Origin of the sequence: Pseudorhodoferax aquiterrae (genome assembly GCF_014652235.1) — a bacterium.
Taxonomy (GTDB): domain Bacteria; phylum Pseudomonadota; class Gammaproteobacteria; order Burkholderiales; family Burkholderiaceae_C; genus Pseudorhodoferax; species Pseudorhodoferax aquiterrae.
This window is the reverse complement of record NZ_BMYK01000019.1, coordinates 1-19,090: the sequence shown is the minus strand read 5'-3', so window position 1 is coordinate 19,090 and position 19,090 is coordinate 1. Positions and strand designations below refer to the sequence as shown.

The window sequence follows — 19,090 nt, the reverse complement described above, 5'->3', positions numbered from 1 at the left end:
GGTGCCGCCGCGCGGGGTTTCAGGGCGTGGCCAGCTCCAGCTCCGCGCGCGGCGTCCATCCGGTTTCGGACGCCACGGAACGCGGCGCGCCGAGGAACAGGCGATCCAGCGGAATCTGCTGCGCGGCCAGGTAGTCGCGCACGGCGACGCTGCGTTGCACGGCCAGGTTGCGCACGGAGTCGTCGGAGATTTGCATGTCGGCCAGCAGCAGCGCCTCCATCTGGGGCACCGGCAGTTCCCTGGCCACGCCCAGCGCGTTGCGCGGCTTGTCGGTCAGTTCGGAGCGGGCGTACAGCGACTTCAGCAGCGCCGGATACTCCTCCGCGCCGACCACGGTGGCCGGCGCACCGGCGCCCTGGGCCGGCAGCGGCTGGCCCGCGGCCACGACCTCGCGGCGCTTTTCGGCCTGCACCATGCGCTGGAGCCGGGCACGCTTCAAGGCTTCGCGCTCGGCCTCGGGGCTGGCCGTGCCGATCACCGTGAGCTTGAGGCCCGGCCGATCACCCAGCGCCCGGGCGACCTTGTCGAGCTGCTGTTCGGCCTCCTTGTCGAGCGTGGCGACGCCGGGTGCGAAGGACACCTTGCCGAGCTCCTCGCCACCACCGCCGAAGGCGCTGGCCAGCAGGCTGAACGGCGCCGTGACGGCCTTGAGGATCAGGTTGCCGATGGCCTTCAGGATGACAGGGCCGAGGCTGAACTGCGGGTCGTTCAGCGAGCCCTGGATCGGCAGGTTCAGGTCGATCACGCCATGGCGGTCGGCCAGCAGGGCCGTGGCCAGGCGCACCGGCAGGCTGGCCGGCGCGCCCGGCACCGGATCGCCGAAGGTCAGCTGGTTGAGAACCAGGCTGTTGCTGGCCGTGAGCTGGCCGTTGGGCAGCACCTCGTAATGCAGGTCCACGCTGAGCTTGCCGCGTTGGATGCCGTGGCCGGCGTACTTGACGGAGTAAGGCGAGAGCGGCGGCAGCTCCAGGTCACGCACCTTGGCCCGGATGTCCAGCGCCAGCGGCTTGGCCAGCGGGTTGAGCTTGCCGTCGATCTCCAGCGAAGCCGTGCCCTCGGCCCGGCCGCGCAGGGTGAGATCGGCCATGGCCGGCTGGCCACCGGCCGCGCCGGCCGAATCGAAGGCGCTGAGCCGGCCCTGCAGCTCGGTCAGGTTGGCGGTGTAGTTGGGCTTGACGAAGCGGTCGGAGAACAGCACGCGGCCGCCTTGCACCTGGATCGGCCCGAAACGGATGTTGGGCGCCGGGGCCGCTGGCGCGGCGGTGGCCGCGGCGTCCGCGGGCGCGGTCTTGACCAGATCCTGCAGGTTGATGCGGCCGGTCTCGTCGACGATCACGCGCGCATAGAAGTCGCTGAGCGCCGTCTCGTTCACCGTCAGCGCGAGCGCCGCGCCGGGCGCCATCTCGAGCGCCAGGCCGCGCAGGCGCAGTGTGTTCCAGCTCAGCAGGTCGCGCGCGGCGCCGTCCTGCGCGGTGTCGCCGGCGCCTTGTCGCGCGCGCAGGTCGTCGATGCCCAGGTCCCCCGCGACGCGCAGCGCCGGGCCGCCGCCTTGCGCCGCGTAGCGCAGGCTGCCCTTGAAGCTGGTGTCGGCGCGTTGCAACCGCACATTGAGCGCCTCGCCGAAGTAGGGCTCGAGCGCATGCAGCGGCAGCTGCTGCAGATCGAGGTCGGCTTGCAGCGTCAGCGGTTCCAGCGCGAGCTGCCCGCGCAGCGACAGCTTGCCCGGCGTGGTCTTGCCGGCAGCGACGGCGCCCGCGAGCTCCACGGGCACCGCGCGCCCACGCTGGTCGAGCTGCAACGGGCCGGCGCGCAACCTGAGCGCCGAGACGGACAGCGCGACGGGCCTGGCCGCGGACTGGTCGGCATAGCCCAGGGCGCCCTCGTCGACCTCGACGGAACGCAGGCCGACACGCCAGGGGGCAGCGGCTTGGGCCGGCGCCGGCTCGGCGCGGGCAGGCACCAGCCAGTCCTCGAACATCCAGCGCCCCTTGGCGTCGCGCGCCAGCGCCACGCGCGGCCGCTCCAGCTGCACACGGCCCACGTCCACCGACCGGTTGGACAGATCGACGCGGACGTCGCGCAGGTCCAGTTTGCGGATGTCGGTGGGCTCGGCCGTGGCCAGTGCGATTTGCGCAACGCTGAGCTGCTCGGCGTTGAGCACTAGGCTACCCTCGGCCTTCCAGGCAAGCCCCAGGCGCGCCGACAACTCCCCCTTGAGGCGCGGCTTGAGCACGGCCGCCAGGTAGGACGCGCCCAGTTCCAGCGGGGCCTTGTCCAGCGTGGCCTTCAGCTCCGCAGCCTGGTCCGTCGCACTCCCATCGAAGGCCAGTGCGGCTGCGCCGCCGATGCGGGCCGAGCCCTGCAGGCGCATGGGCTGGGCGAAGGGATAGGCCAGTTCCTGCAGCGCCAGCGTCAGCTGGTCCACCGAAAGCTCGGCGGGCGGCCCGCCAGGCGATGCCAGCTGGTCGCGCCAGGCGATGCGGCCACCCTGCAGTGCGGCCTTGTCCACCACCACCGACCAGGCCGGCGCTGGGGTCGCCGGTTCGGCGGCTGGCGCCGGTTCGGCGGATGCCGGCGCAGCCGGCAACAGGTTCAGCCGGCCAGCGCCATCGCGCTCGACCCGCAGCTGCGGCGCGTCGATCTCCACGGAGGCCAGCCGGAGCACCCGCTGCAACGGGCGCAACTCGGCCACGTCCAGCGCCATGCGCTCGACTTGCAGCAACTCGCCGCCGCTCGCGTCCTGCAGCTGCAGGCCATGCAGGCCCAGCTGGCCCTTGACGACCACGGAGGCAGCAGGTGTCTGCTCGAACTCCAGCGCGAGGTCCGCTTCGAGCACGCCGGCCTGGAGCTTGACCGGCAGACCCTGCGGCCAGTACGGCAGGTAGGGCTGCACGTCCAAGCCACGGATGGCGAAGTGCGCCGCCGTCTTGCGCGAGTCCAGGAAGGGCGTGCTCTGCGCCGAGGAGTCGAAGGCGCTGCCGTTGAGCGTGAACGCGAGCCGCGGCTGGGTCAGGATCTCGCGGTCGGCCGGCAGGTTGCTCAGGAAGGGCAGGCCCAGCTGCAGCCCGCGCAGGCTGTGCTGGCGGCCCACCACCTCGTCCTGGAACTCGACCGCACCGTCCGTCAGCGCCAGGTTGTAGAGCGCGAACTTCGGCGGCTCGCCCGGTGGTTTGTCCGACGGTGCTGAAAGGCGCGCCATGATGTCGTCGATGTCGTAGTGCCCCGGCGACTGCTGACGCAGCTGCAGCCGCGGCTGGCTTACCTCGAGCGCATCGAGCACGGGTGCCAGACGCCAGAGCGAGGCCAGCGCGGCGTTGACATAGATCTGCGCGACGTGCAACTGGTCGCCGGTGCCGTCCTGGGTCCGCACCGCGAGGTCCTGCAGCGTGAGCTCCAGACTCCATGGACGGAACTCGACCTCTCCGATGCGGGCGCTGCGGCCCAGCGCCTCGCCGATGGCGCGCTCGGCCTGGGGCTTGAGCAGCCAGGGCACCCACAGCATGCCGGCGCTCCAAATAAAAGCCAGGGCGAGGAGCACCAGGGCCAGGCGCTGCAGCCTGAGGGGAAGACGGGAGCGGAGCGCTGCGAACATGCCGGCATCCTACTGCGCCGGCACCGACAAGAAAGCCCGGCGCCAGGAAGATCCTGGGCGCCGGGCCGGGCAGCGGACTCATCGTCTTTCGCCGCCGTTTTCGCAGGCTGGAGGTCGATGTCCTGCCGTGCGATGGAGGCAAGGTATTGCCTCCGAGAGGTACCGGGGCTGCAACCCTTGGCACGAATGCCGCGGAACTGCTCCTACCGGAGGAATGCTCGCTGTCAGGCAAGCGCCTTCACTCTAGTCGCCACCACCGCCCCTGGCAAAGCGCGCGTTTCAATGACAAAAGTGTTCGCCATTGATGCGTTTGTGTTGACACAAACCGCCCGTCCGCTCCACTTTTGTAATCCCAAAAAATAATAAAGATTAGAGTTTATATTCTTGACTTGTTATTAAAGCCACTTCTAGAATCCGCCAGCCCCTACAGGGGCCCCTGGGGTTTTCCCGTAGTGCCGCTAGGCCATGAGTCGCATCCTTCCGCAGGACACCGCGATTCCGGACATGGACCCCATCCGATCGACAAGCCTTCCGCCACAGCTGTGCGCCGTGGCGGCGGGCTTCTGAGAGAAGGAAGGCTATGGAGCTTTTACAGAACATCGGGCAAGGGCTGAGGACGTTCGCGTCCGACGTCGCCCAAGGGTTCTTCGAGATCACCCACAACGGTTTCGCCCTGCTGGGCCTGGTCGTGGTGGTGTGCGCCGGCACGGCACTCGCACGTCCTGACCTGCGCCAGTCGGCGGAAGTGGAATTGATGGGCTGGCTGCAGGAGCGCCACATCGCCACGACCGAAGCCGCCTGGCAACCGTCCGAGCCCGGCGCGATCGAGCGCGCCACCGCCACCAACCCGGCCGAGCTGCCCAAGCAGCAGGCTGCCGTGGCGTTCTGGCTCAGCAAGAAGTACCGCGTCGCGCCCGAGCCGCTCGGCGCGCTGGTGGCGGAAGCCTATGAGGTGGGTCGCCAGACCAAGCTCGACCCGACGCTGATCCTGGCGATCATGGCGGTCGAGTCCGGCTTCAACCCGTTTGCACAAAGCACGGTGGGCGCCCAGGGCCTGATGCAGGTCATGACGCGCGTGCACACCGCCAAGTACGACCGCTTCGGCGGCACGCTGGCGGCTTTCGATCCGGTCACCAACCTCAAGGTCGGGGTCAAGGTGTTGCAGGAGTGCATCGCGCGCGCCGGCTCCATCGAAGGTGGCCTGCGGCACTACGTCGGCGACGGCCTGGGCGAGCAGGGCCAGAACTACGCGCTCAAGGTGTTGGCCGAACATGCCCGGCTGTTCCAGGTGGCGACCGGCCGCACGCTGCCGCCGCCCGAGCCGCGCGTGATCCCCGCGGCTGCGCCGGCCACCGAGCCGCAGGTCGATCCGGTACAGACCAAGGCCGACGACACGCTGCTGTCGCTGTCTCAAAGCGCTTCCTGATGCGGGCAGCCGGGCCCATGGCTCGGCTACACTAGCGCCCGTACGCAACTGGCGATAGGCAACGGTCAAGCGCAGACCGCATGCTGACGTGGAACCGCCGGACTTTCACAAGCTCCTCGACAACCACTGGGAAGCGTACCGCAGGATCCTCGTGATCCCCCGCGTTCAGCCGTTCGCCTGGGCAGCCCTTGTACTGATACAAGGCCATACCTCTGAGGACTGCCATGTACGACCGCAACATCCTGATCGAACAAACCGACCCCGAGCTGTACGCCGCCATCCTGGCCGAGAACCGCCGCCAGGAAGACCACATCGAGCTGATCGCCAGCGAGAACTATGCCTCGCCCGCCGTCATGGCTGCGCAGGGCTCGCAGCTGACCAACAAGTACGCCGAGGGTTACCCCGGCCGCCGCTACTACGGCGGCTGCGAGTTCGTGGACGTGGCCGAGCAACTGGCCATCGACCGCGTGAAGCAGCTGTTCGGCGCGGACGCTGCCAACGTGCAACCGCACTGCGGAGCCTCGGCCAACCAGGCCGTGTTCCTGGCCTTCCTCAAGCCCGGCGACACCATCATGGGCATGAGTCTGGCCGAAGGTGGCCACCTGACCCACGGCATGGCGCTGAACATGAGCGGCAAGTGGTTCAACGTGGTGAGCTACGGCCTCAACGCCAAGGAAGAGATCGACTACGACGCGATGGAGCGCCGTGCGCACGAAACCAAGCCGAAGCTCATCATCGCCGGCGCCTCGGCCTACAGCCTGCACATCGACTTCGCACGCTTCGCCAAGGTGGCACGCGACGTGGGCGCGATCTTCATGGTCGACATGGCGCACTACGCCGGCCTGGTCGCCGCGGGCGTCTACCCGAATCCTGTGCCGCATGCCGACGTCGTGACCTCCACCACGCACAAGAGCCTGCGCGGCCCGCGCGGCGGCATCATCCTCATGAAGGCCGAGCACGAGAAGGCCATCAACAGCGCCGTGTTCCCCGGCCTGCAGGGCGGCCCGCTCATGCACGTGATCGCGGCCAAGGCCGTGGCCTTCAAGGAAGCGCTGACGCCCGAGTTCAAGGCCTACCAGCAGCGCGTGCTCGACAACGCCCGCGTGGTGGCCGAGACGCTGACGTCGCGCGGCCTGCGCATCGTCAGCGGCGGCACGCAAAGCCACGTGATGCTGGTCGACCTGCGCGCCAAGGGCATCACGGGCAAGGAAGCCGAGGCCGTGCTGGGCGCAGCCCACATGACTATCAACAAGAACGCCATCCCGAACGACCCGGAAAAGCCGATGGTCACGAGTGGTGTGCGTGTCGGCACTCCGGCCATGACCACGCGCGGCTTCGGCATGGACGAGGCCCATGCCACCGCCCACCTGATCGCCGACGTGCTGGACAAGCCGCGCGACGAAGCCAACCTGGCGCAGGTGCGTGCCAAGGTCGCGGCACTGACGCAGCGCTTCCCGGTCTACCGCTGAACCAGAGGCCAAGCGAAGGTCCGCCGTGCGGTGCCCCTTCTGCGGCCATGCCGAAACCCAGGTCGCAGAGACCCGGGTTTCGGAGGATGGCGACTTCATCCGCCGCCGCCGGCGCTGCGCCGGCTGCGACAAGCGCTTCACGACCTACGAGCGCGCCGAAGTCAGCTTTCCGGCAGTGGTCAAGAAGGATGGCCGGCGCACCGAATATTCGCCGGCCAAGCTGCGTTCGTCCTTCGCGCTGGCGCTGCGCAAGCGACCTGTCAGCACCGAGCAGATGGACGCAGCCATCGAGCGTGTCGAGGAAAAACTGCTGAACCTGGGCGTGCGCGAGATCCCGTCGCAGTCCATCGGCGAACTCGTCATGCGCGAGTTGAAGAAGCTCGACAAGGTGGCGTATGTGCGCTTCGCCAGCGTCTACCGCAGCTTTGCCGACATCGAAGAATTCAAGACCCTGGTCGACGAAGTCAAACGCTAGAGAAATTCACGGATCGTATGCAAAGTGCACGGTCGTGAATTTTGCTTCTTCTTTGTAAGCAATTGCATCCGTAGACTGCCTCCGTGCCGTTGGCGCTGAGAGGTGGTCATGAGGTTCTTCCGTTCGCGTTTTGGCGCACCCAGCGCTGTTGCCGGCCTCACCTTGGTCGAAACCATGGTGTGCCTGTTGATCGCCGGTGTTCTGGTTTCGCTGGCAGGGCCCGCGTGGCGTAACCAGATCCTGCGCCAGCGCGTCGCGACCGTGCGCACCGAACTGGCGGCCGCAATGCAATGGGCCCGCTGGGAAGCGGTGCGGCGCAACGCGCCCGTCGTGCTGCAACGGCGCACCGACTGCGGGGCACGCCTGGCCACCCTGCACGACTGGGATTGCGGATGGGATGTGCAGACGGCCGAAGCGCAGCCACTGCAGAGCTTCGTACTGCCGCCTGGCGTGCGATTGACGCACGCGGGCGGCGGGCCGGCGATGGCGTTCAGCCGCAGCGGCATGCCCGTGCTCGTCGCCCACAAGTTCATCATCGCTCCATCGGCGCAAGCCACACCCTCGACCACCGTCTTGTGCATCAACCGCACAGGACGCGTGCGCACCCTCACAGGGACGACCACATGCTGAGCCGTCCCACACGCCAGGCCGGCATCACCTTGCTGGAATCGCTGGTGGCCATGCTCGTGCTGTCGGCCGGCATCGGTGCGCTCGCGTGGACCCAGGCGCGTCACCTGGCCGATGGCCGCGACAGCGCCGCACGCAGCATGGCGGTTCTGCTGACCGAGGATCTCGCAGACCGGATGCTCTTCAACCGCAGCGCAACTGCGAGCGGCGACTACCAGCTGGCTTGGGGCGAGCGCCCGGCCTCGGCGGACTGCCGCAGCGGGCCGTGCCCGGGCAGCACACTGGCACGCGCCGACTTGTCCGCATGGCGCGACGCGTTGGCGCAGGCGCTCCCCGGCAGCGACGCCCACGTGTTTGCTGCGGCCGGAAGCGGTCGCCAGATGGGCATCGCGATCGCCTGGCGCTCAGGCAGCACGAGCGCCCTGCCGCCACCGACGGGCTTCGATTGCCCGGCCCAGCGCAACTGCCATGTCACCTACGTCCCATTCTGAGCGACAAAGCGGCCGCATGCTGCTCGAACTCGTCGTGGCGCTCGCGGTGGGCATGGGCGTCGTGCTGACGGCCATGGGAACGCTGGCATTCGTGCAGGCCAGCGCCACCATCCATGGCGATGCACTCCGGCTGCAGCAGCGGGCGGACACCGCGCTGCGCACCATTGGACTGCAACTGCGCCAGGCCGGCGCCGTCGAACTCGTGGAGAACACCGACGGCAGCGTGCGCTTCAGCCCCGCGTTCGACGGCTATGCGACGAGCGGCTATCCGGTGCAGGGCGAAAACGGCGGCCCAGGCAAGCCGGACACGTTGAGCGCCAGCTACCAGGACAACGGCGAGGCGCACGATTGCCTCGGCAACCGCCCGGACGCTGCAACGCAAGGCATCCGCATGGACAGCCGCTTTTCCGTGACCAACGGCAGCTTGCGCTGTCTGGGTGCGCAAGCCGCCAGCGGCAGCCAGGTCATCGTGGATGGCGTGGAGGACTTCCAGGTGGTCTACGGCATCCGCACGACCAGCTCGGGCGGCGACCAGTTCCAGTTCGTCGATGCCGATGGCGTGGCAGATCGGTGGGCCGACGTGGCTGCCGTCCAGGTCTGCCTGCAATTGCGCAGCGAAGGCCACCATCCACAGACCACCGGCGTGCGCAACTGCCAGGGCGTGGAGCAGGCTGCAGACGGTCGGCTGCGCCGCGTGGCTTACGCCACGTTCCACCTGCGCAACATCCAGTCCACCGGCCAGTGAGGTCCGCATGCAAGAACGTGGCATTGCCCTGCTGAGCGTGATGGTGGCGCTGGTGCTTGCTGGCCTGGCGGTGCTGGCCAGCGCACGCGCCGGGTTGCTGCACGAGATGGTCGCCGGGCACCAGTCCGACCGCCTGCGCGCACAGGCGCTGGCCGAGGCCTTGCTGCTGGACGCCGAGGCCGACATCCTCGGCCGCCGTGGCGATGCGCCCTGCCGCCCCAGCCTTGCGGAGCCGCAGCGCACGGCAAGCGGTTTCGTCGGCTGCCGGGAACGCGGCACGACATCGATCGCCACAGCCCCCTACTTCCCGCAGGACACCGAAGAGTTCGACGAGGTGCGCGCCCTGCTCCAGGTCGGCGCAGCCGTACCTTGCCGCGATGGCATCTGCGCGCCCAGCAGCTTGCAGGCCTTGGCCGACACCGGTGCGCTGCCGCCAGCGCTTGGTGCTCACCTGGGGCAGTTCACTGCGGGCAGCGATGGCGCAACGCCGCCATCCAGCGCGCGCGGCTGGTACTGGGTCGAGATCTTCCTGTTCCGCAGCGAAGCAAGCGTGCCCGCCAGCCTGCAGCATGCCGTGCCGGATCCGGCACGCCCCTTCGTCTACCGCATCACCGCATTGGCAGAAGGCCGCAAGCCCGGTACGCAGGTCGTGCTCAGGAGCCTGTTCGTGCCCTATCCAAGGAGCCAGCTGCAATGAAACCGCTGCCTTGGCGTGTTTGCGCCGCCTTGCTCGCCGCCTGCGCGGCCAACGCCATCGCCGAGCCGCAGCCCAGCACGGTCGTCACCGCCTCGGGCAGCCCGACGCAGAGCCAGCAACTCTTCGTCGGCTGGAACGACGGCGCCAGCGGCGACGTGCAAGCCTTCGACAGCCCTGCGGCCAGCCATCCGCGCTGGAGCGCTGCCAACCAGCTGCAAGCCCTCAGTGCCGCATCGCGCGTTCTGGCCAGCGCGGGCGTTGAGCGCCGCAGCGTCGCCTGGACCGCACTGGCCGCGCAGTATGGCAATGTGCCCCTGGGGGCGGTACGCAACGCCAACCTGTGGTTCGTCGCGGGGCGTGGCGGCGCGCAGGCACGCCCTGCCATGGTCTACGCTGGCGCCACCGACGGCATGCTGCACGGGTTTGCTGCCGACGATGGCAGCGAGCTGCTGGCCTACGTGCCGCGCGGGCTACAGCGCCGGGCGGGCACGGCGGCTGTCGACGGCCCGCTGTTCGGTGGCGAAGTTCCTCTGGGCGCGCAGGCCGCACCGCGCAGCCTGCTCGTCGCCGGTCTCGGCACGGGTGGGCGGGGTTACCTGGTGCTCGACGTGGGCGCGCCCGACCGCTTCGCCTCGGCCGGCGAGGCCGATCTCGTCGTCGCCGACACCACCGGTGGCACCGATGCCGACATCGGTCAGCTGCACGCACCACCGGTGCTCGACGACGCGAACGCCAACCGCGCGCGCCACATTGTGCAGATGGCCAACGGCCGCTGGGCACTCGTGATCGGCAACGGCTACTTCAGCGGCGCGGGCCGGCCGGCCCTGCTCGTGCAATACCTCGACCAGGCCCGCGAGCTGCTGCGCCTGTCGCCCTGCATGGCGGATGCACCATGCGCCTACGCGGGCGCCAACGGCCTGGCCATGCCCAGACTGCTCGACACCGACGGCGATGGCCGCGTGGACCTGGCCTATGCCGGCGATCTGCAAGGGCAGCTGTGGCGCTTCGACCTCGGCGGTGCCGAAAGCAGCTGGCGCGCCAACCGCGTCTTCACCGCCTGCGATGCGCAGGGCCGCCGCCAGCCCATCACCACGGCGCCCTATGCACAGCCGCATCCCCAGGGCGGATGGATGCTGGCATTCGGCACCGGCCGCCACCTGCTGGACCAGGACAGCGCCAGCACCGACACGCAATCGCTGTACGGCCTGCACGACCTCGGCCCGTCCGATCCGCTGCAGCCCGACGAAGTTGCCTGCCGGCGTCCCGATACGCTGAGCGCATTGGCCTACGGCGAAGCCGGCGCCGCGCAAGGTACGGCGTACCACCGCGTCCAGCGCCTCACCCAGCCCGAGGGCGCCCCACGGTCGCGCGGATGGTGGATCGATCTGCCGCATCCCGGCCAGCGCGTGCTGCACAACCCGCAGCTCTTCGAGGGTTACAAGCTGCTGGTGCGCAGTGTGGCGCCAGCCGGCGGCGCAGGGCCGCGCAACGCGGGGCGCAGCTGGGTGTCGGTGCTGAACCTGTTGACCGGCATGCCGCCGGCCCAGCCGCCCTTCGTGCAGGACGACACCGCTCTGCAGGTGCAGCCGCTGGCCATGGCCAGCGCGCCGGCCGGGCCAGCTTGGCTGTCGCGCCGCGCCGGCCACCGCGACGCCCTGTTGCGCTCCGCCTCCGGCCAACAACTGGTGCTGCGCACCGGCACGACCTCGGGCGCGCGGGCCGGCTGGCGCGAACAGCCCTGAGCAATCTCCGACAATCCGGGGCGTGACCCCCGATTTCATGCCCGAGGCACTGGCGCTGGCCGAACAGGCGCTGACCCTGTCCAATCCCAATCCGCGCGTGGGCTGCGTGCTCAGCGACGCCCAGGGCCGCGTGCTGGGCCGCGGCTTCACGCAGCAGGCGGGCGGACCCCATGCCGAAGTCATGGCCCTGCGCGATGCACAGGCGCAGGGCCACTCGGTGGTCGGCGCCACCGCCTGGGTCACGCTGGAACCCTGCGCCCACCAGGGCCGCACCGGGCCCTGCTGCGATGCGCTGATCGCCGCAGGTGTCGCGCGCGTCGTCGCCGCCTGCGAGGATCCCAATCCCAAGGTGGCAGGCCAAGGCCTGGCACGGCTGGCCGCCGCCGGCGTCGCGGTCGAATGCGGGCCGGGCGGTGCCGCCTCGCGCGCGCTCAACATCGGCTTCTTCAGCCGCATGCTGCGCGGCCAGCCCTGGGTGCGCATGAAGATCGCCGCCTCCCTGGACGGCCGCACGGCGCTGGACGATGGCCGCAGCCAATGGATCACCGACACGCCGGCCCGGACCGACGGCCATGCCTGGCGCGCGCGTGCCTGTGCCGTGCTGACCGGCATCGGCACGGTGCTGCAGGACGATCCCCAACTCGACGTGCGCCTGGTACCGACCACGCGCCAGCCCCACCTGGTGCTGGTCGACAGCCGGCTGCAGCTGCCATTGACGGCCAGGCTGTTCGGTCCCGAGCGCCAACTGCTCGTCTACACCGCCAGCGAGGACGCAGCCAAGGCCGACGCGCTGCGCGCGCGTGGCGCCACCGTCGTCCGGCTGCCTGGCTCCACTGCGCAGACCGCGGCCAAGGTCGACCTGGCTGCCCTGCTGCGCGACCTGGCGGCCCGCGAGGTCAACGAAGTGCACGTGGAGGCCGGCACCCAGCTCAACGGCTCGTTGCTGCGCGAGGGCCTGGTGGACGAGTTGCTGGTCTACCTCGCGCCCAAGCTGATCGGCCAGGGCATGGGCATGGCGCGCCTGGGACCGCTGGGCGACCTGGCCCAGGCCCAGGCGCTGGAATGGGGCGCCGTGGAGCGCATTGGCAAGGACCTGCGCATCCTCGCGCGCGTCCCTGGCCGCGACCGGTTCTGACCCCACGCGCCCGGCGCAGGCGCAAAGCCTGCGAAAATGCGCGGCTATGTTCACGGGAATCATCACCGGCGTGGGGCGCATCGCCGCCGTCCACGACCTCGGCAGCTCCTCCAGCTACGGCAAGCGGCTCGTCATCGAGACCCCGGCCGGCTACCTCGACGACGTGGGCCTGGGCGACAGCATCGCGCTCAATGGCGCGTGCATGACGGTCACGACGCTGGACGCCCCCGCACTGCGCTTCACGGTCGACATCTCCGCCGAATCGCTCGCCCGCACCGCGGGCCTGGCCGATGTCGGCCGCGTCAACCTCGAGAAAGCCCTGCGCGCGCACGACCGGCTCGGCGGCCACATCGTCTCGGGCCATGTCGACGGCCTGGGCCATGTGCAGCGCTTCGAGCAGGTTGGCGAGAGCTGGGCGCTGGACATCCTGGCACCGACCGAACTGGCCCGCTACATGGCCTACAAGGGATCGGTCACGGTGCAGGGCGTCAGCCTCACGGTCAACGCGGTCGAGGACGTGGCGGGCGGCTGCGTCATCCGCATCAACCTGATCCCGCACACCGTGGAGCACACCACCCTCGGCGACCTGCGCCCGGGTTCGCCCGTGAATCTCGAGATCGACACCATCGCCCGCTACGTGGAACGCATGCTGCGGCTGGGCAAGGACAACAACGCATGACATCCCTCTCCCCCGCCCCGATCTCTCCGGTCGAGGACATCGTGGCCGAGCTGCGCGCCGGCCGCATGGTCATCCTCGTGGACGAGGAAGACCGCGAGAACGAAGGCGACCTGGTGCTGGCCGCCGACCATGTGACGCCCGAGGCCATCAACTTCATGGCCCGCCATGCGCGCGGCCTGATCTGCCTCACGCTGTCGCGCGAACTGTGCGAGCGCCTGCGCCTGCCGCCCATGGTGGCGCGCAACGGCGCCAAGCATTCCACCGCGTTCACGGTGTCGATCGAAGCGGCCGAGGGCGTGACCACCGGCATCTCGGCCGCCGACCGCGCGCGCACCGTGCAGGCCGCGGTGGCGCCGAACGCGCGCGCCGAAGACCTGGTCCAGCCCGGCCACATCTTTCCGCTGCAAGCCGTGGACGGTGGCGTGCTCATGCGCGCCGGCCACACCGAAGCCGGTTGCGATCTCTCCGTGATGGCTGGCTGCAGCCCGGCCTCGGTGATCTGCGAGGTCATGAACGAGGACGGCACCATGGCCCGGCTGCCGGACCTGCAGCTGTTCGCCGCCCAGCACGGCCTCAAGATCGGCACCATCGCCGACCTGATCGAGTACCGCAGCCGCACCGAATCGCTGGTCGAGCGCGTGGGCAGCCGCGAGATCCAGACGGCTTACGGCCCGTTCACGGCCCACGCCTACCAAGACAAGCCCAGCGCCAGCGTGCACCTGGCCCTGGTCAAGGGCCGCTGGAGCCCGGACACCAGCGTCGCCGTGCGCGTGCACGAGCCGCTGTCCGCGCTCGACCTGCTCGAGGTCGACCGCTCCATGCACTCCTGGACGCTGCCGTCCAGCCTGGAGCACATCGCGCGCGAGGGCGCCGGCGTGGCCGTGCTGCTCAACTGCGGCGAGAGCGCGGCCGAGCTGCTGGCCCAGTTCGAAGGCACGGCGCGCGCCGCCCAGGCCCCCGAGCGCGGCCGCATGGACCTGCGCACCTACGGCGTGGGCGCGCAGATCCTGCGCGACTGCGGCGTGCAGCGCATGCGCCTCATGGGCAACCCGCGCCGCATGCCCAGCATGACGGGCTATGGCCTCGAAAACACGGGCTACCTGACGCCCGGCCAGGACAAGGAACACGCATGAAAGGCGCCAACCAGGGCGAGCTCGCCGGCAACGACCCGCGCATGGAGGGCCGTGGCCTGTCCATCGGCATCGTGCAGGCCCGCTTCAACGCCGACATCACCGACGCATTGGCCAACGCCTGCAAGCAGGAACTGGCCGCGCTGGGTGTTGCAGCCGAGCAAATCCGCCACGAGACCGTGCCCGGCGCGCTGGAAGTGCCGATCGCGCTGCAGGCCATGGCCGCCTCGCGCCGCTACGACGCGCTGGTCGCGCTGGGCTGCATCGTGCGCGGCGAGACCTACCACTTCGAACTCGTGGCGAACGAATCGGGCGCCAGCGTGAGCCGCATCGCGCTGGACCACCGCATCCCGATCGCCAACGCCATCCTGACCACCGAAAACATGGAGCAGGCCGTGGCCCGCCAGACCGACAAGGGCCGCGACGCGGCCCGCGTGGCGGTCGAGATGGCACGCCTGCTCGAACAACTGCGCCCATGACCGAACCCCAAGACGACAGCGTCCCCGAGACGCCGCAGGGCCACCAGACCCGCACCGGCCGCACGGCCACCGGCGCGCGCAAGGCTGCGGCCAAGAACCCGCGCAGCCGTGCGCGCGAGTTTGCGCTGCAGGCGCTGTACCAGCATGTGGTGGGCGGCAACGACGCCACGGCCATCGACGTCTTCACGCGCGACCTGTCGGGCTTCCACAAGGCCGACGCCGTGCACTACGACGCCCTGCTGCACGGCTGCATCGCCGAAGCCGGCCAGATGGACGCGCTGATAGAGCCCTTGCTGGACCGCACCATGGAGCGCATCTCGCCCATCGAGCATGTGATCCTGTGGATCGGCATCTACGAGATGCGCCACTGCCCGGACGTGCCCTGGCGCGTAGTGCTCAACGAGTGCATCGAGTTGGCCAAGGAATTCGGCGGCACCGATGGCCACAAGTACGTCAACGGCATCCTGAACGGCCTGTCGCCGCAGTTGCGTGCCACTGAGGTCGAGGCCGACCGCGCCAAGAAGAAGCCGACCGCATGAGGATCTCGCGCCGGGCCCAGGCCATCGAGCCCTTCTACGTGATGGAGGTGGCCAAGGAGGCCGCTGCGCTCGCGCGCGAAGTGGCCGGCGGTTCGCACCCCATGGTGTTCCTGAACATCGGCGAGCCCGACTTCACGGCCCCGCCGCTGGTCCAGGAGGCCGCCGCCCGGGCCGTGCACGACGGCCGCACGCAGTACACCCAGGCCACCGGCCTGCCCGAGCTGCGCGAGCGCATCAGCGCCTGGTACGCCGAACGCCTGGGCGTGCAGGTGCCGGCGCGCCGCATCGTGGTCACGGCCGGTGCCTCCGCCGCGCTGCAGCTGGCCTGCCTGGCGCTGATCGAGGCCGGCGACGAAGTGCTGATGCCGGACCCGAGCTACCCCTGCAACCGCCATTTCGTGAGCGCCGCCGAAGGCCGCGCCGTGCTGCTGCCGACCACGGCGGCCGAGCGCTTCCAGCTCAGCGCCGACAAGGTCGCCGCGGCCTGGAACGCGCAGACGCGCGGCGTGCTGCTGGCCTCACCATCCAACCCCACGGGCACCTCGATCGCGCCGGATGAACTGGCCCGCATCCACGCCCAGGTCCAGGCGCGCGGCGGCATCACGCTCGTCGATGAGATCTACCTGGGCCTGTCCTACGACCCGACCTTCGGCCGCAGCGCGCTGGCGCTGGGCGAAGACGTGGTCAGCATCAACAGCTTCTCCAAGTACTTCAACATGACGGGCTGGCGGCTGGGCTGGCTGGTCGTGCCCGAGGCGCTGGTGCCCGTGGTCGAGCGCATGGCGCAGAACCTGTTCATCTGTGCCAGCACGGTGGCCCAGCATGCCGCGCTGGCCTGCTTCGAGGCCGAGAGCATTGCGCTGTACGAGCAGCGGCGTGCCGAGTTCCGCGCGCGGCGCGACTACTTCGTGCCTGCGCTCGACGCGCTGGGCCTGAAGGTCCCCGTCATGCCCGACGGCGCCTTCTACGCCTGGGCCGACTGCTCGCAAGCCTGCGAACGCCTCGGCGTGCAGGGCAGCTGGGACCTCACGTTCGCGCTGATGCGCCAGGCCCACCTGGCCGTGACGCCAGGCCGCGATTTCGGCCAGGCCGACACCGGCCGCTTCATCCGCTTTTCCACCGCCAGCTCCATGGCCCACCTGCAGGAAGCCGTGGCGCGCCTGCGCAGCCTGCTCGCATGACAGCGTCTGTCTTTCACTTCCCGGTGCGCGTGTACTGGGAAGACACCGATGCCGGCGGCATCGTGTTCTACGTCAACTACCTGAAGTTCTTCGAGCGGGCCCGCACCGAATGGTTGCGCGCGCGCGGCATCGGCCAGCGCCTTTTGAAGGAGGAGACTGGCGGCATGTTCGTCGTCAGCGACACGCAGGTGCGCTACCAACGCCCGGCGCGGCTGGACGACGAACTTCTGGTCACGGTGCGCGTGGAACGTTTTGGCGCCGCCTCGCTCTTACTGGCTCAGCAGGTGCTGGCAGGCCCGGCACCCGGCGGGCCCGTCCTGTGCGAGGGAAGCATCCGCATCGGCTGGGTCCAGGCCGACACGATGCGCCCTGCGAGAATCCCGCCCTCGGTTTTGAACGTGCTCGAACATCCATGACGCTGACCTTGCGCCCTTTCGTCCGGAGTCCCCGATGACCCAGGACATGTCCATCCTGCACCTGGTGCTCAACGCCAGCTTCGTCGTCCAGTTCGTGATGGCGCTGCTGGTCTGCGTGTCCGTCGCCAGCTGGGCCGCGATCTTTCGCAAGCTGTTCGCGCTCAAGAAGGTGCATGCGCTCAACGAGGAGTTCGAGCGCGACTTCTGGTCCGGCAGCAACCTCAACGAGCTCTACGCCGCCGCCACGCAGAACGCCAAGAGCGCGGGCCCCATGGAGCGCATCTTCGCCAGCGGCATGCGCGAATACCAGAAGCTGCGCGAGCGCCGCATCACCGACGCCGGCACGCTGATGGACGGCGCCCGCCGCGCCATGCGCGCGAGCTTCCAGCGCGAGATGGACGTGGTCGAGACCAACCTGTCGTTCATGGCATCCGTCGGCTCGGTCTCGCCCTATGTGGGCCTGTTCGGCACGGTCTGGGGCATCATGCACGCCTTCACCGGGCTGGCTAGCATGCAGCAGGTCACGCTGGCCACGGTGGCCCCAGGCATCGCCGAGGCCCTAGTGGCGACGGCCATCGGCCTGTTCGCCGCCATCCCGGCGGTGGTGGCCTACAACCGCTTCGCGCGCGACATCGACCGGACCGCGATCCGGCTGGAAACCTTCATCGAAGAGTTCTGCAACATCCTGCAGCGCAACGTGGCCACGCAATCCGCGTCGGGCCACTGAGGAGCGTCCATGCCCGCCACCGTCTCGCGCGGCCGTGGCCGCCGCACCATGAACGAGATCAACATGGTGCCCTTCATCGACGTGATGCTGGTGCTGTTGATCATCTTCATGGTCACGGCGCCCATGGTCACGCCCAGCCTGATCGATCTGCCCAGCGTGGGCAAGGCCGGTCGCCAGCCCGACAAGGTGATCCAGGTGGTGATCGCCAAGGACGAGCGGCTGGAGGTCAAGGGCGACGCGGTCACCCAGACGGTCTCGCAACGCGAGCTGGCCGCCGCCGTCAAGCAGGCCCAGGGCGGCGACGCCAATGCACCCGTGGTCATTAGCGCCGACCGCAACGTGAAGTACGAGACCGTGGTCAAGGCCATGGACGCCTTGCAGCGCGCCGGCATCGCGCGCGTGGGCCTGTCGGTCCAACTCGGCGGCCAGTGACGCACGCACCATGGCCACGCTGACCCACGCCGCGATGGACCCGTCCAGCCTCGCGCCGCCGGAACAGGGCGGCCTGCTGCGTTCCATCGGCCTGGCGCTGATCGCGCACGCCTTGTTGATCGCGGCGCTGACCTGGGGCGTGCACTGGAAGTCGCAGGACATGCCGGCCGTGGAAGCCGAGATCTGGTCGTCCGTGCGCCAGCAGGCCGCGCCGCGCGCCGTCGAGCCACCTGCCGTACAGCCCGAACCCGAGCCGCCCAAGCCCCAGCCCAAGGTCGAGCCGCCGCCCACGCCGCCTGCGCCGCCCAAGGTCGCACCGCCGCCGGACACCAGCGTGCGCGACGCGCAGATCGCGTTGGAGCGCGAGAAGCAGGAGCGCGAACGCAAGGAGCGCGAGCGCGAACTGGCCGAGCGGCGCGAGCAGCAGAAGAAGGCGGCGGCCGAGAAGCAGCGCCAGGAAGAACTGGCCGAGGCCAAGCGCGAAGCGCAGCAGAAGGCCGAGGCGCAAAAGAAGCTCGACGCCCAGAAGAAGGCCGAGGCGCAGAAGAAGGCCGAAGCCGAGGAACGCAAGGCCGCTGAAGCGCAGAAGAAGGCCGAGGCCCAGAAGCAGGCCGCCGCCAAGGCCGCCGAAGAAAAGGCCGCCGAGGCACGTCGCCAGGAGAACATCCGCCGCATGCAGGGCCTGGCTGGCGCCAGCGGCGGCCCCGGTGCCACGGGCAGCGCACTGCAGTCCTCGGGCCCGTCGGCCAGCTATGGCGGCCGCGTCGCGGCGCGCGTGCGGCCGAACATCGTGTTCCCCGACAGCGTGCCGGGCAATCCCGCGGCCGAGGTCGAGGTGCGCACCGCGCCGGACGGCACCATCGTGGGCCGCCGCCTCACCAAGTCCAGCGGCAACAAGGCCTGGGACGACGCAGTGCTGCGCGCGATCGACAAGACCGAGACGCTGCCGCGCGACACCGATGGCCGCGTGCCCTCCGTCTTGGCGATCAGCTTCCGTCCCAAGGACTGAGCGCGGCGCCAACGGCGCCCGTTTCCCAAAGAAAAAGCCCGCGCATGCGCAATGCCAGTCAGTTAAGCCCAGGCGAAGCTGATAGCGGCTACAAAGGGA

Annotated in this window: 19 protein-coding genes and 1 riboswitch; of the genes, 18 read left to right on the top strand and 1 reads right to left on the bottom strand. The window is 69.6% G+C overall.

Annotated features, from left to right (window positions below; all coding sequences use genetic code 11):
* Window positions 1-19: 19 nt before the first annotated feature.
* The gene (locus IE209_RS23140) at window positions 20-3,592 is read right to left on the bottom strand and encodes a DUF748 domain-containing protein (protein WP_189689276.1); all 3,573 of its coding nucleotides are present in this window, start codon (window positions 3,590-3,592) and stop codon (window positions 20-22) included.
* A 580-nt stretch (window positions 3,593-4,172) separates the two neighbouring features.
* On the opposite strand from IE209_RS23140, the gene IE209_RS23135 reads away from it, so the two are divergent.
* From IE209_RS23135 to tolA, 18 genes are all read left to right on the top strand, one after another.
* Window positions 4,173-5,018 (top strand): lytic transglycosylase domain-containing protein, encoded by an 846-nt coding sequence (locus IE209_RS23135; protein ID WP_189689275.1) that lies wholly within the window; start codon window positions 4,173-4,175, stop codon window positions 5,016-5,018.
* Between the two features lie 34 nt (window positions 5,019-5,052).
* Window positions 5,053-5,208: riboswitch (ZMP/ZTP riboswitch) on the top strand.
* Between the two features lie 34 nt (window positions 5,209-5,242).
* Window positions 5,243-6,487: a serine hydroxymethyltransferase gene (glyA, locus tag IE209_RS23130; protein ID WP_189689274.1), complete on the top strand. Its 1,245-nt coding sequence runs from the start codon at window positions 5,243-5,245 to the stop codon at window positions 6,485-6,487.
* 25 nt (window positions 6,488-6,512) lie between these two features.
* Complete coding sequence (gene nrdR, locus IE209_RS23125; RefSeq protein ID WP_056902900.1) at window positions 6,513-6,962, top strand: transcriptional regulator NrdR; 450 nt, start codon at window positions 6,513-6,515, stop codon at window positions 6,960-6,962.
* A gap of 108 nt (window positions 6,963-7,070) precedes the next feature.
* Window positions 7,071-7,592 carry a GspH/FimT family pseudopilin gene (locus tag IE209_RS23120; protein ID WP_189689273.1) on the top strand — a complete coding sequence of 174 codons (522 nt, stop codon included), beginning with the start codon at window positions 7,071-7,073 and terminating at the stop codon, window positions 7,590-7,592.
* On the top strand, window positions 7,586-8,080 hold the full coding sequence (gene pilV, locus IE209_RS23115; protein WP_189689272.1) for a type IV pilus modification protein PilV: 495 nt from the start codon (window positions 7,586-7,588) through the stop codon (window positions 8,078-8,080). Before IE209_RS23120 ends, pilV begins: the two co-directional genes overlap by 7 nt.
* Window positions 8,081-8,096: 16 nt before the next feature.
* Window positions 8,097-8,825 (top strand): PilW family protein, encoded by a 729-nt coding sequence (locus tag IE209_RS23110; RefSeq protein WP_189689271.1) that lies wholly within the window; start codon window positions 8,097-8,099, stop codon window positions 8,823-8,825.
* A 7-nt stretch (window positions 8,826-8,832) separates the two neighbouring features.
* The gene (locus tag IE209_RS23105) at window positions 8,833-9,522 is read left to right on the top strand and encodes a pilus assembly protein (protein WP_189689270.1); all 690 of its coding nucleotides are present in this window, start codon (window positions 8,833-8,835) and stop codon (window positions 9,520-9,522) included.
* Window positions 9,519-11,264, top strand: coding sequence for a pilus assembly protein (locus IE209_RS23100; RefSeq protein WP_189689269.1), 1,746 nt, complete (start codon window positions 9,519-9,521; stop codon window positions 11,262-11,264). The genes IE209_RS23105 and IE209_RS23100 overlap by 4 nt, the downstream gene beginning before the upstream one ends.
* 37 nt (window positions 11,265-11,301) lie before the next feature.
* Window positions 11,302-12,399 carry a bifunctional diaminohydroxyphosphoribosylaminopyrimidine deaminase/5-amino-6-(5-phosphoribosylamino)uracil reductase RibD gene (ribD, locus tag IE209_RS23095; protein ID WP_189689360.1) on the top strand — a complete coding sequence of 366 codons (1,098 nt, stop codon included), beginning with the start codon at window positions 11,302-11,304 and terminating at the stop codon, window positions 12,397-12,399.
* A 46-nt stretch (window positions 12,400-12,445) separates the two neighbouring features.
* Window positions 12,446-13,078, top strand: coding sequence for a riboflavin synthase (locus IE209_RS23090; protein ID WP_189689268.1), 633 nt, complete (start codon window positions 12,446-12,448; stop codon window positions 13,076-13,078).
* A complete protein-coding gene (gene ribBA / locus IE209_RS23085; RefSeq protein ID WP_189689267.1) occupies window positions 13,075-14,211 on the top strand; it encodes a bifunctional 3,4-dihydroxy-2-butanone-4-phosphate synthase/GTP cyclohydrolase II in 1,137 nt (378 codons plus the stop codon). The genes IE209_RS23090 and ribBA overlap by 4 nt, the downstream gene beginning before the upstream one ends.
* A complete protein-coding gene (gene ribH / locus IE209_RS23080; protein ID WP_189689266.1) occupies window positions 14,208-14,687 on the top strand; it encodes a 6,7-dimethyl-8-ribityllumazine synthase in 480 nt (159 codons plus the stop codon). Before ribBA ends, ribH begins: the two co-directional genes overlap by 4 nt.
* Window positions 14,684-15,226 carry a transcription antitermination factor NusB gene (gene nusB / locus IE209_RS23075; protein ID WP_189689265.1) on the top strand — a complete coding sequence of 181 codons (543 nt, stop codon included), beginning with the start codon at window positions 14,684-14,686 and terminating at the stop codon, window positions 15,224-15,226. The genes ribH and nusB overlap by 4 nt, the downstream gene beginning before the upstream one ends.
* Complete coding sequence (locus IE209_RS23070) at window positions 15,223-16,407, top strand: pyridoxal phosphate-dependent aminotransferase (RefSeq protein WP_189689264.1); 1,185 nt, start codon at window positions 15,223-15,225, stop codon at window positions 16,405-16,407. Before nusB ends, IE209_RS23070 begins: the two co-directional genes overlap by 4 nt.
* Window positions 16,404-16,823 (top strand): tol-pal system-associated acyl-CoA thioesterase, encoded by a 420-nt coding sequence (gene ybgC, locus IE209_RS23065; RefSeq protein WP_189689263.1) that lies wholly within the window; start codon window positions 16,404-16,406, stop codon window positions 16,821-16,823. The genes IE209_RS23070 and ybgC overlap by 4 nt, the downstream gene beginning before the upstream one ends.
* Before the next feature lie 34 nt (window positions 16,824-16,857).
* Window positions 16,858-17,550, top strand: coding sequence for a protein TolQ (tolQ, locus tag IE209_RS23060; RefSeq protein ID WP_189689262.1), 693 nt, complete (start codon window positions 16,858-16,860; stop codon window positions 17,548-17,550).
* A gap of 9 nt (window positions 17,551-17,559) precedes the next feature.
* Window positions 17,560-17,982, top strand: a complete 423-nt coding sequence (locus IE209_RS23055) for an ExbD/TolR family protein (RefSeq protein WP_189689261.1) — start codon at window positions 17,560-17,562, stop codon at window positions 17,980-17,982.
* A gap of 10 nt (window positions 17,983-17,992) precedes the next feature.
* A complete protein-coding gene (gene tolA, locus IE209_RS23050; RefSeq protein ID WP_229883009.1) occupies window positions 17,993-18,991 on the top strand; it encodes a cell envelope integrity protein TolA in 999 nt (332 codons plus the stop codon).
* Window positions 18,992-19,090 lie beyond the last annotated feature (99 nt).

Coding starts and splice junctions, on each gene's coding strand:
- ribD (WP_189689360.1), top strand. CDS start 11,302: ATGCCCGAGGCACTGGCGCTGGCCGAACAGGCGCTGACCCTGTCCAAT.
- IE209_RS23120 (WP_189689273.1), top strand. CDS start 7,071: ATGAGGTTCTTCCGTTCGCGTTTTGGCGCACCCAGCGCTGTTGCCGGC.
- IE209_RS23055 (WP_189689261.1), top strand. CDS start 17,560: ATGCCCGCCACCGTCTCGCGCGGCCGTGGCCGCCGCACCATGAACGAG.
- glyA (WP_189689274.1), top strand. CDS start 5,243: ATGTACGACCGCAACATCCTGATCGAACAAACCGACCCCGAGCTGTAC.
- IE209_RS23110 (WP_189689271.1), top strand. CDS start 8,097: ATGCTGCTCGAACTCGTCGTGGCGCTCGCGGTGGGCATGGGCGTCGTG.
- IE209_RS23090 (WP_189689268.1), top strand. CDS start 12,446: ATGTTCACGGGAATCATCACCGGCGTGGGGCGCATCGCCGCCGTCCAC.
- tolQ (WP_189689262.1), top strand. CDS start 16,858: ATGACCCAGGACATGTCCATCCTGCACCTGGTGCTCAACGCCAGCTTC.
- ribH (WP_189689266.1), top strand. CDS start 14,208: ATGAAAGGCGCCAACCAGGGCGAGCTCGCCGGCAACGACCCGCGCATG.
- ybgC (WP_189689263.1), top strand. CDS start 16,404: ATGACAGCGTCTGTCTTTCACTTCCCGGTGCGCGTGTACTGGGAAGAC.
- IE209_RS23140 (WP_189689276.1), bottom strand. CDS start 3,592: ATGTTCGCAGCGCTCCGCTCCCGTCTTCCCCTCAGGCTGCAGCGCCTG.
- pilV (WP_189689272.1), top strand. CDS start 7,586: ATGCTGAGCCGTCCCACACGCCAGGCCGGCATCACCTTGCTGGAATCG.
- ribBA (WP_189689267.1), top strand. CDS start 13,075: ATGACATCCCTCTCCCCCGCCCCGATCTCTCCGGTCGAGGACATCGTG.
- IE209_RS23135 (WP_189689275.1), top strand. CDS start 4,173: ATGGAGCTTTTACAGAACATCGGGCAAGGGCTGAGGACGTTCGCGTCC.
- IE209_RS23100 (WP_189689269.1), top strand. CDS start 9,519: ATGAAACCGCTGCCTTGGCGTGTTTGCGCCGCCTTGCTCGCCGCCTGC.
- IE209_RS23105 (WP_189689270.1), top strand. CDS start 8,833: ATGCAAGAACGTGGCATTGCCCTGCTGAGCGTGATGGTGGCGCTGGTG.
- tolA (WP_229883009.1), top strand. CDS start 17,993: ATGGCCACGCTGACCCACGCCGCGATGGACCCGTCCAGCCTCGCGCCG.
- IE209_RS23070 (WP_189689264.1), top strand. CDS start 15,223: ATGAGGATCTCGCGCCGGGCCCAGGCCATCGAGCCCTTCTACGTGATG.
- nusB (WP_189689265.1), top strand. CDS start 14,684: ATGACCGAACCCCAAGACGACAGCGTCCCCGAGACGCCGCAGGGCCAC.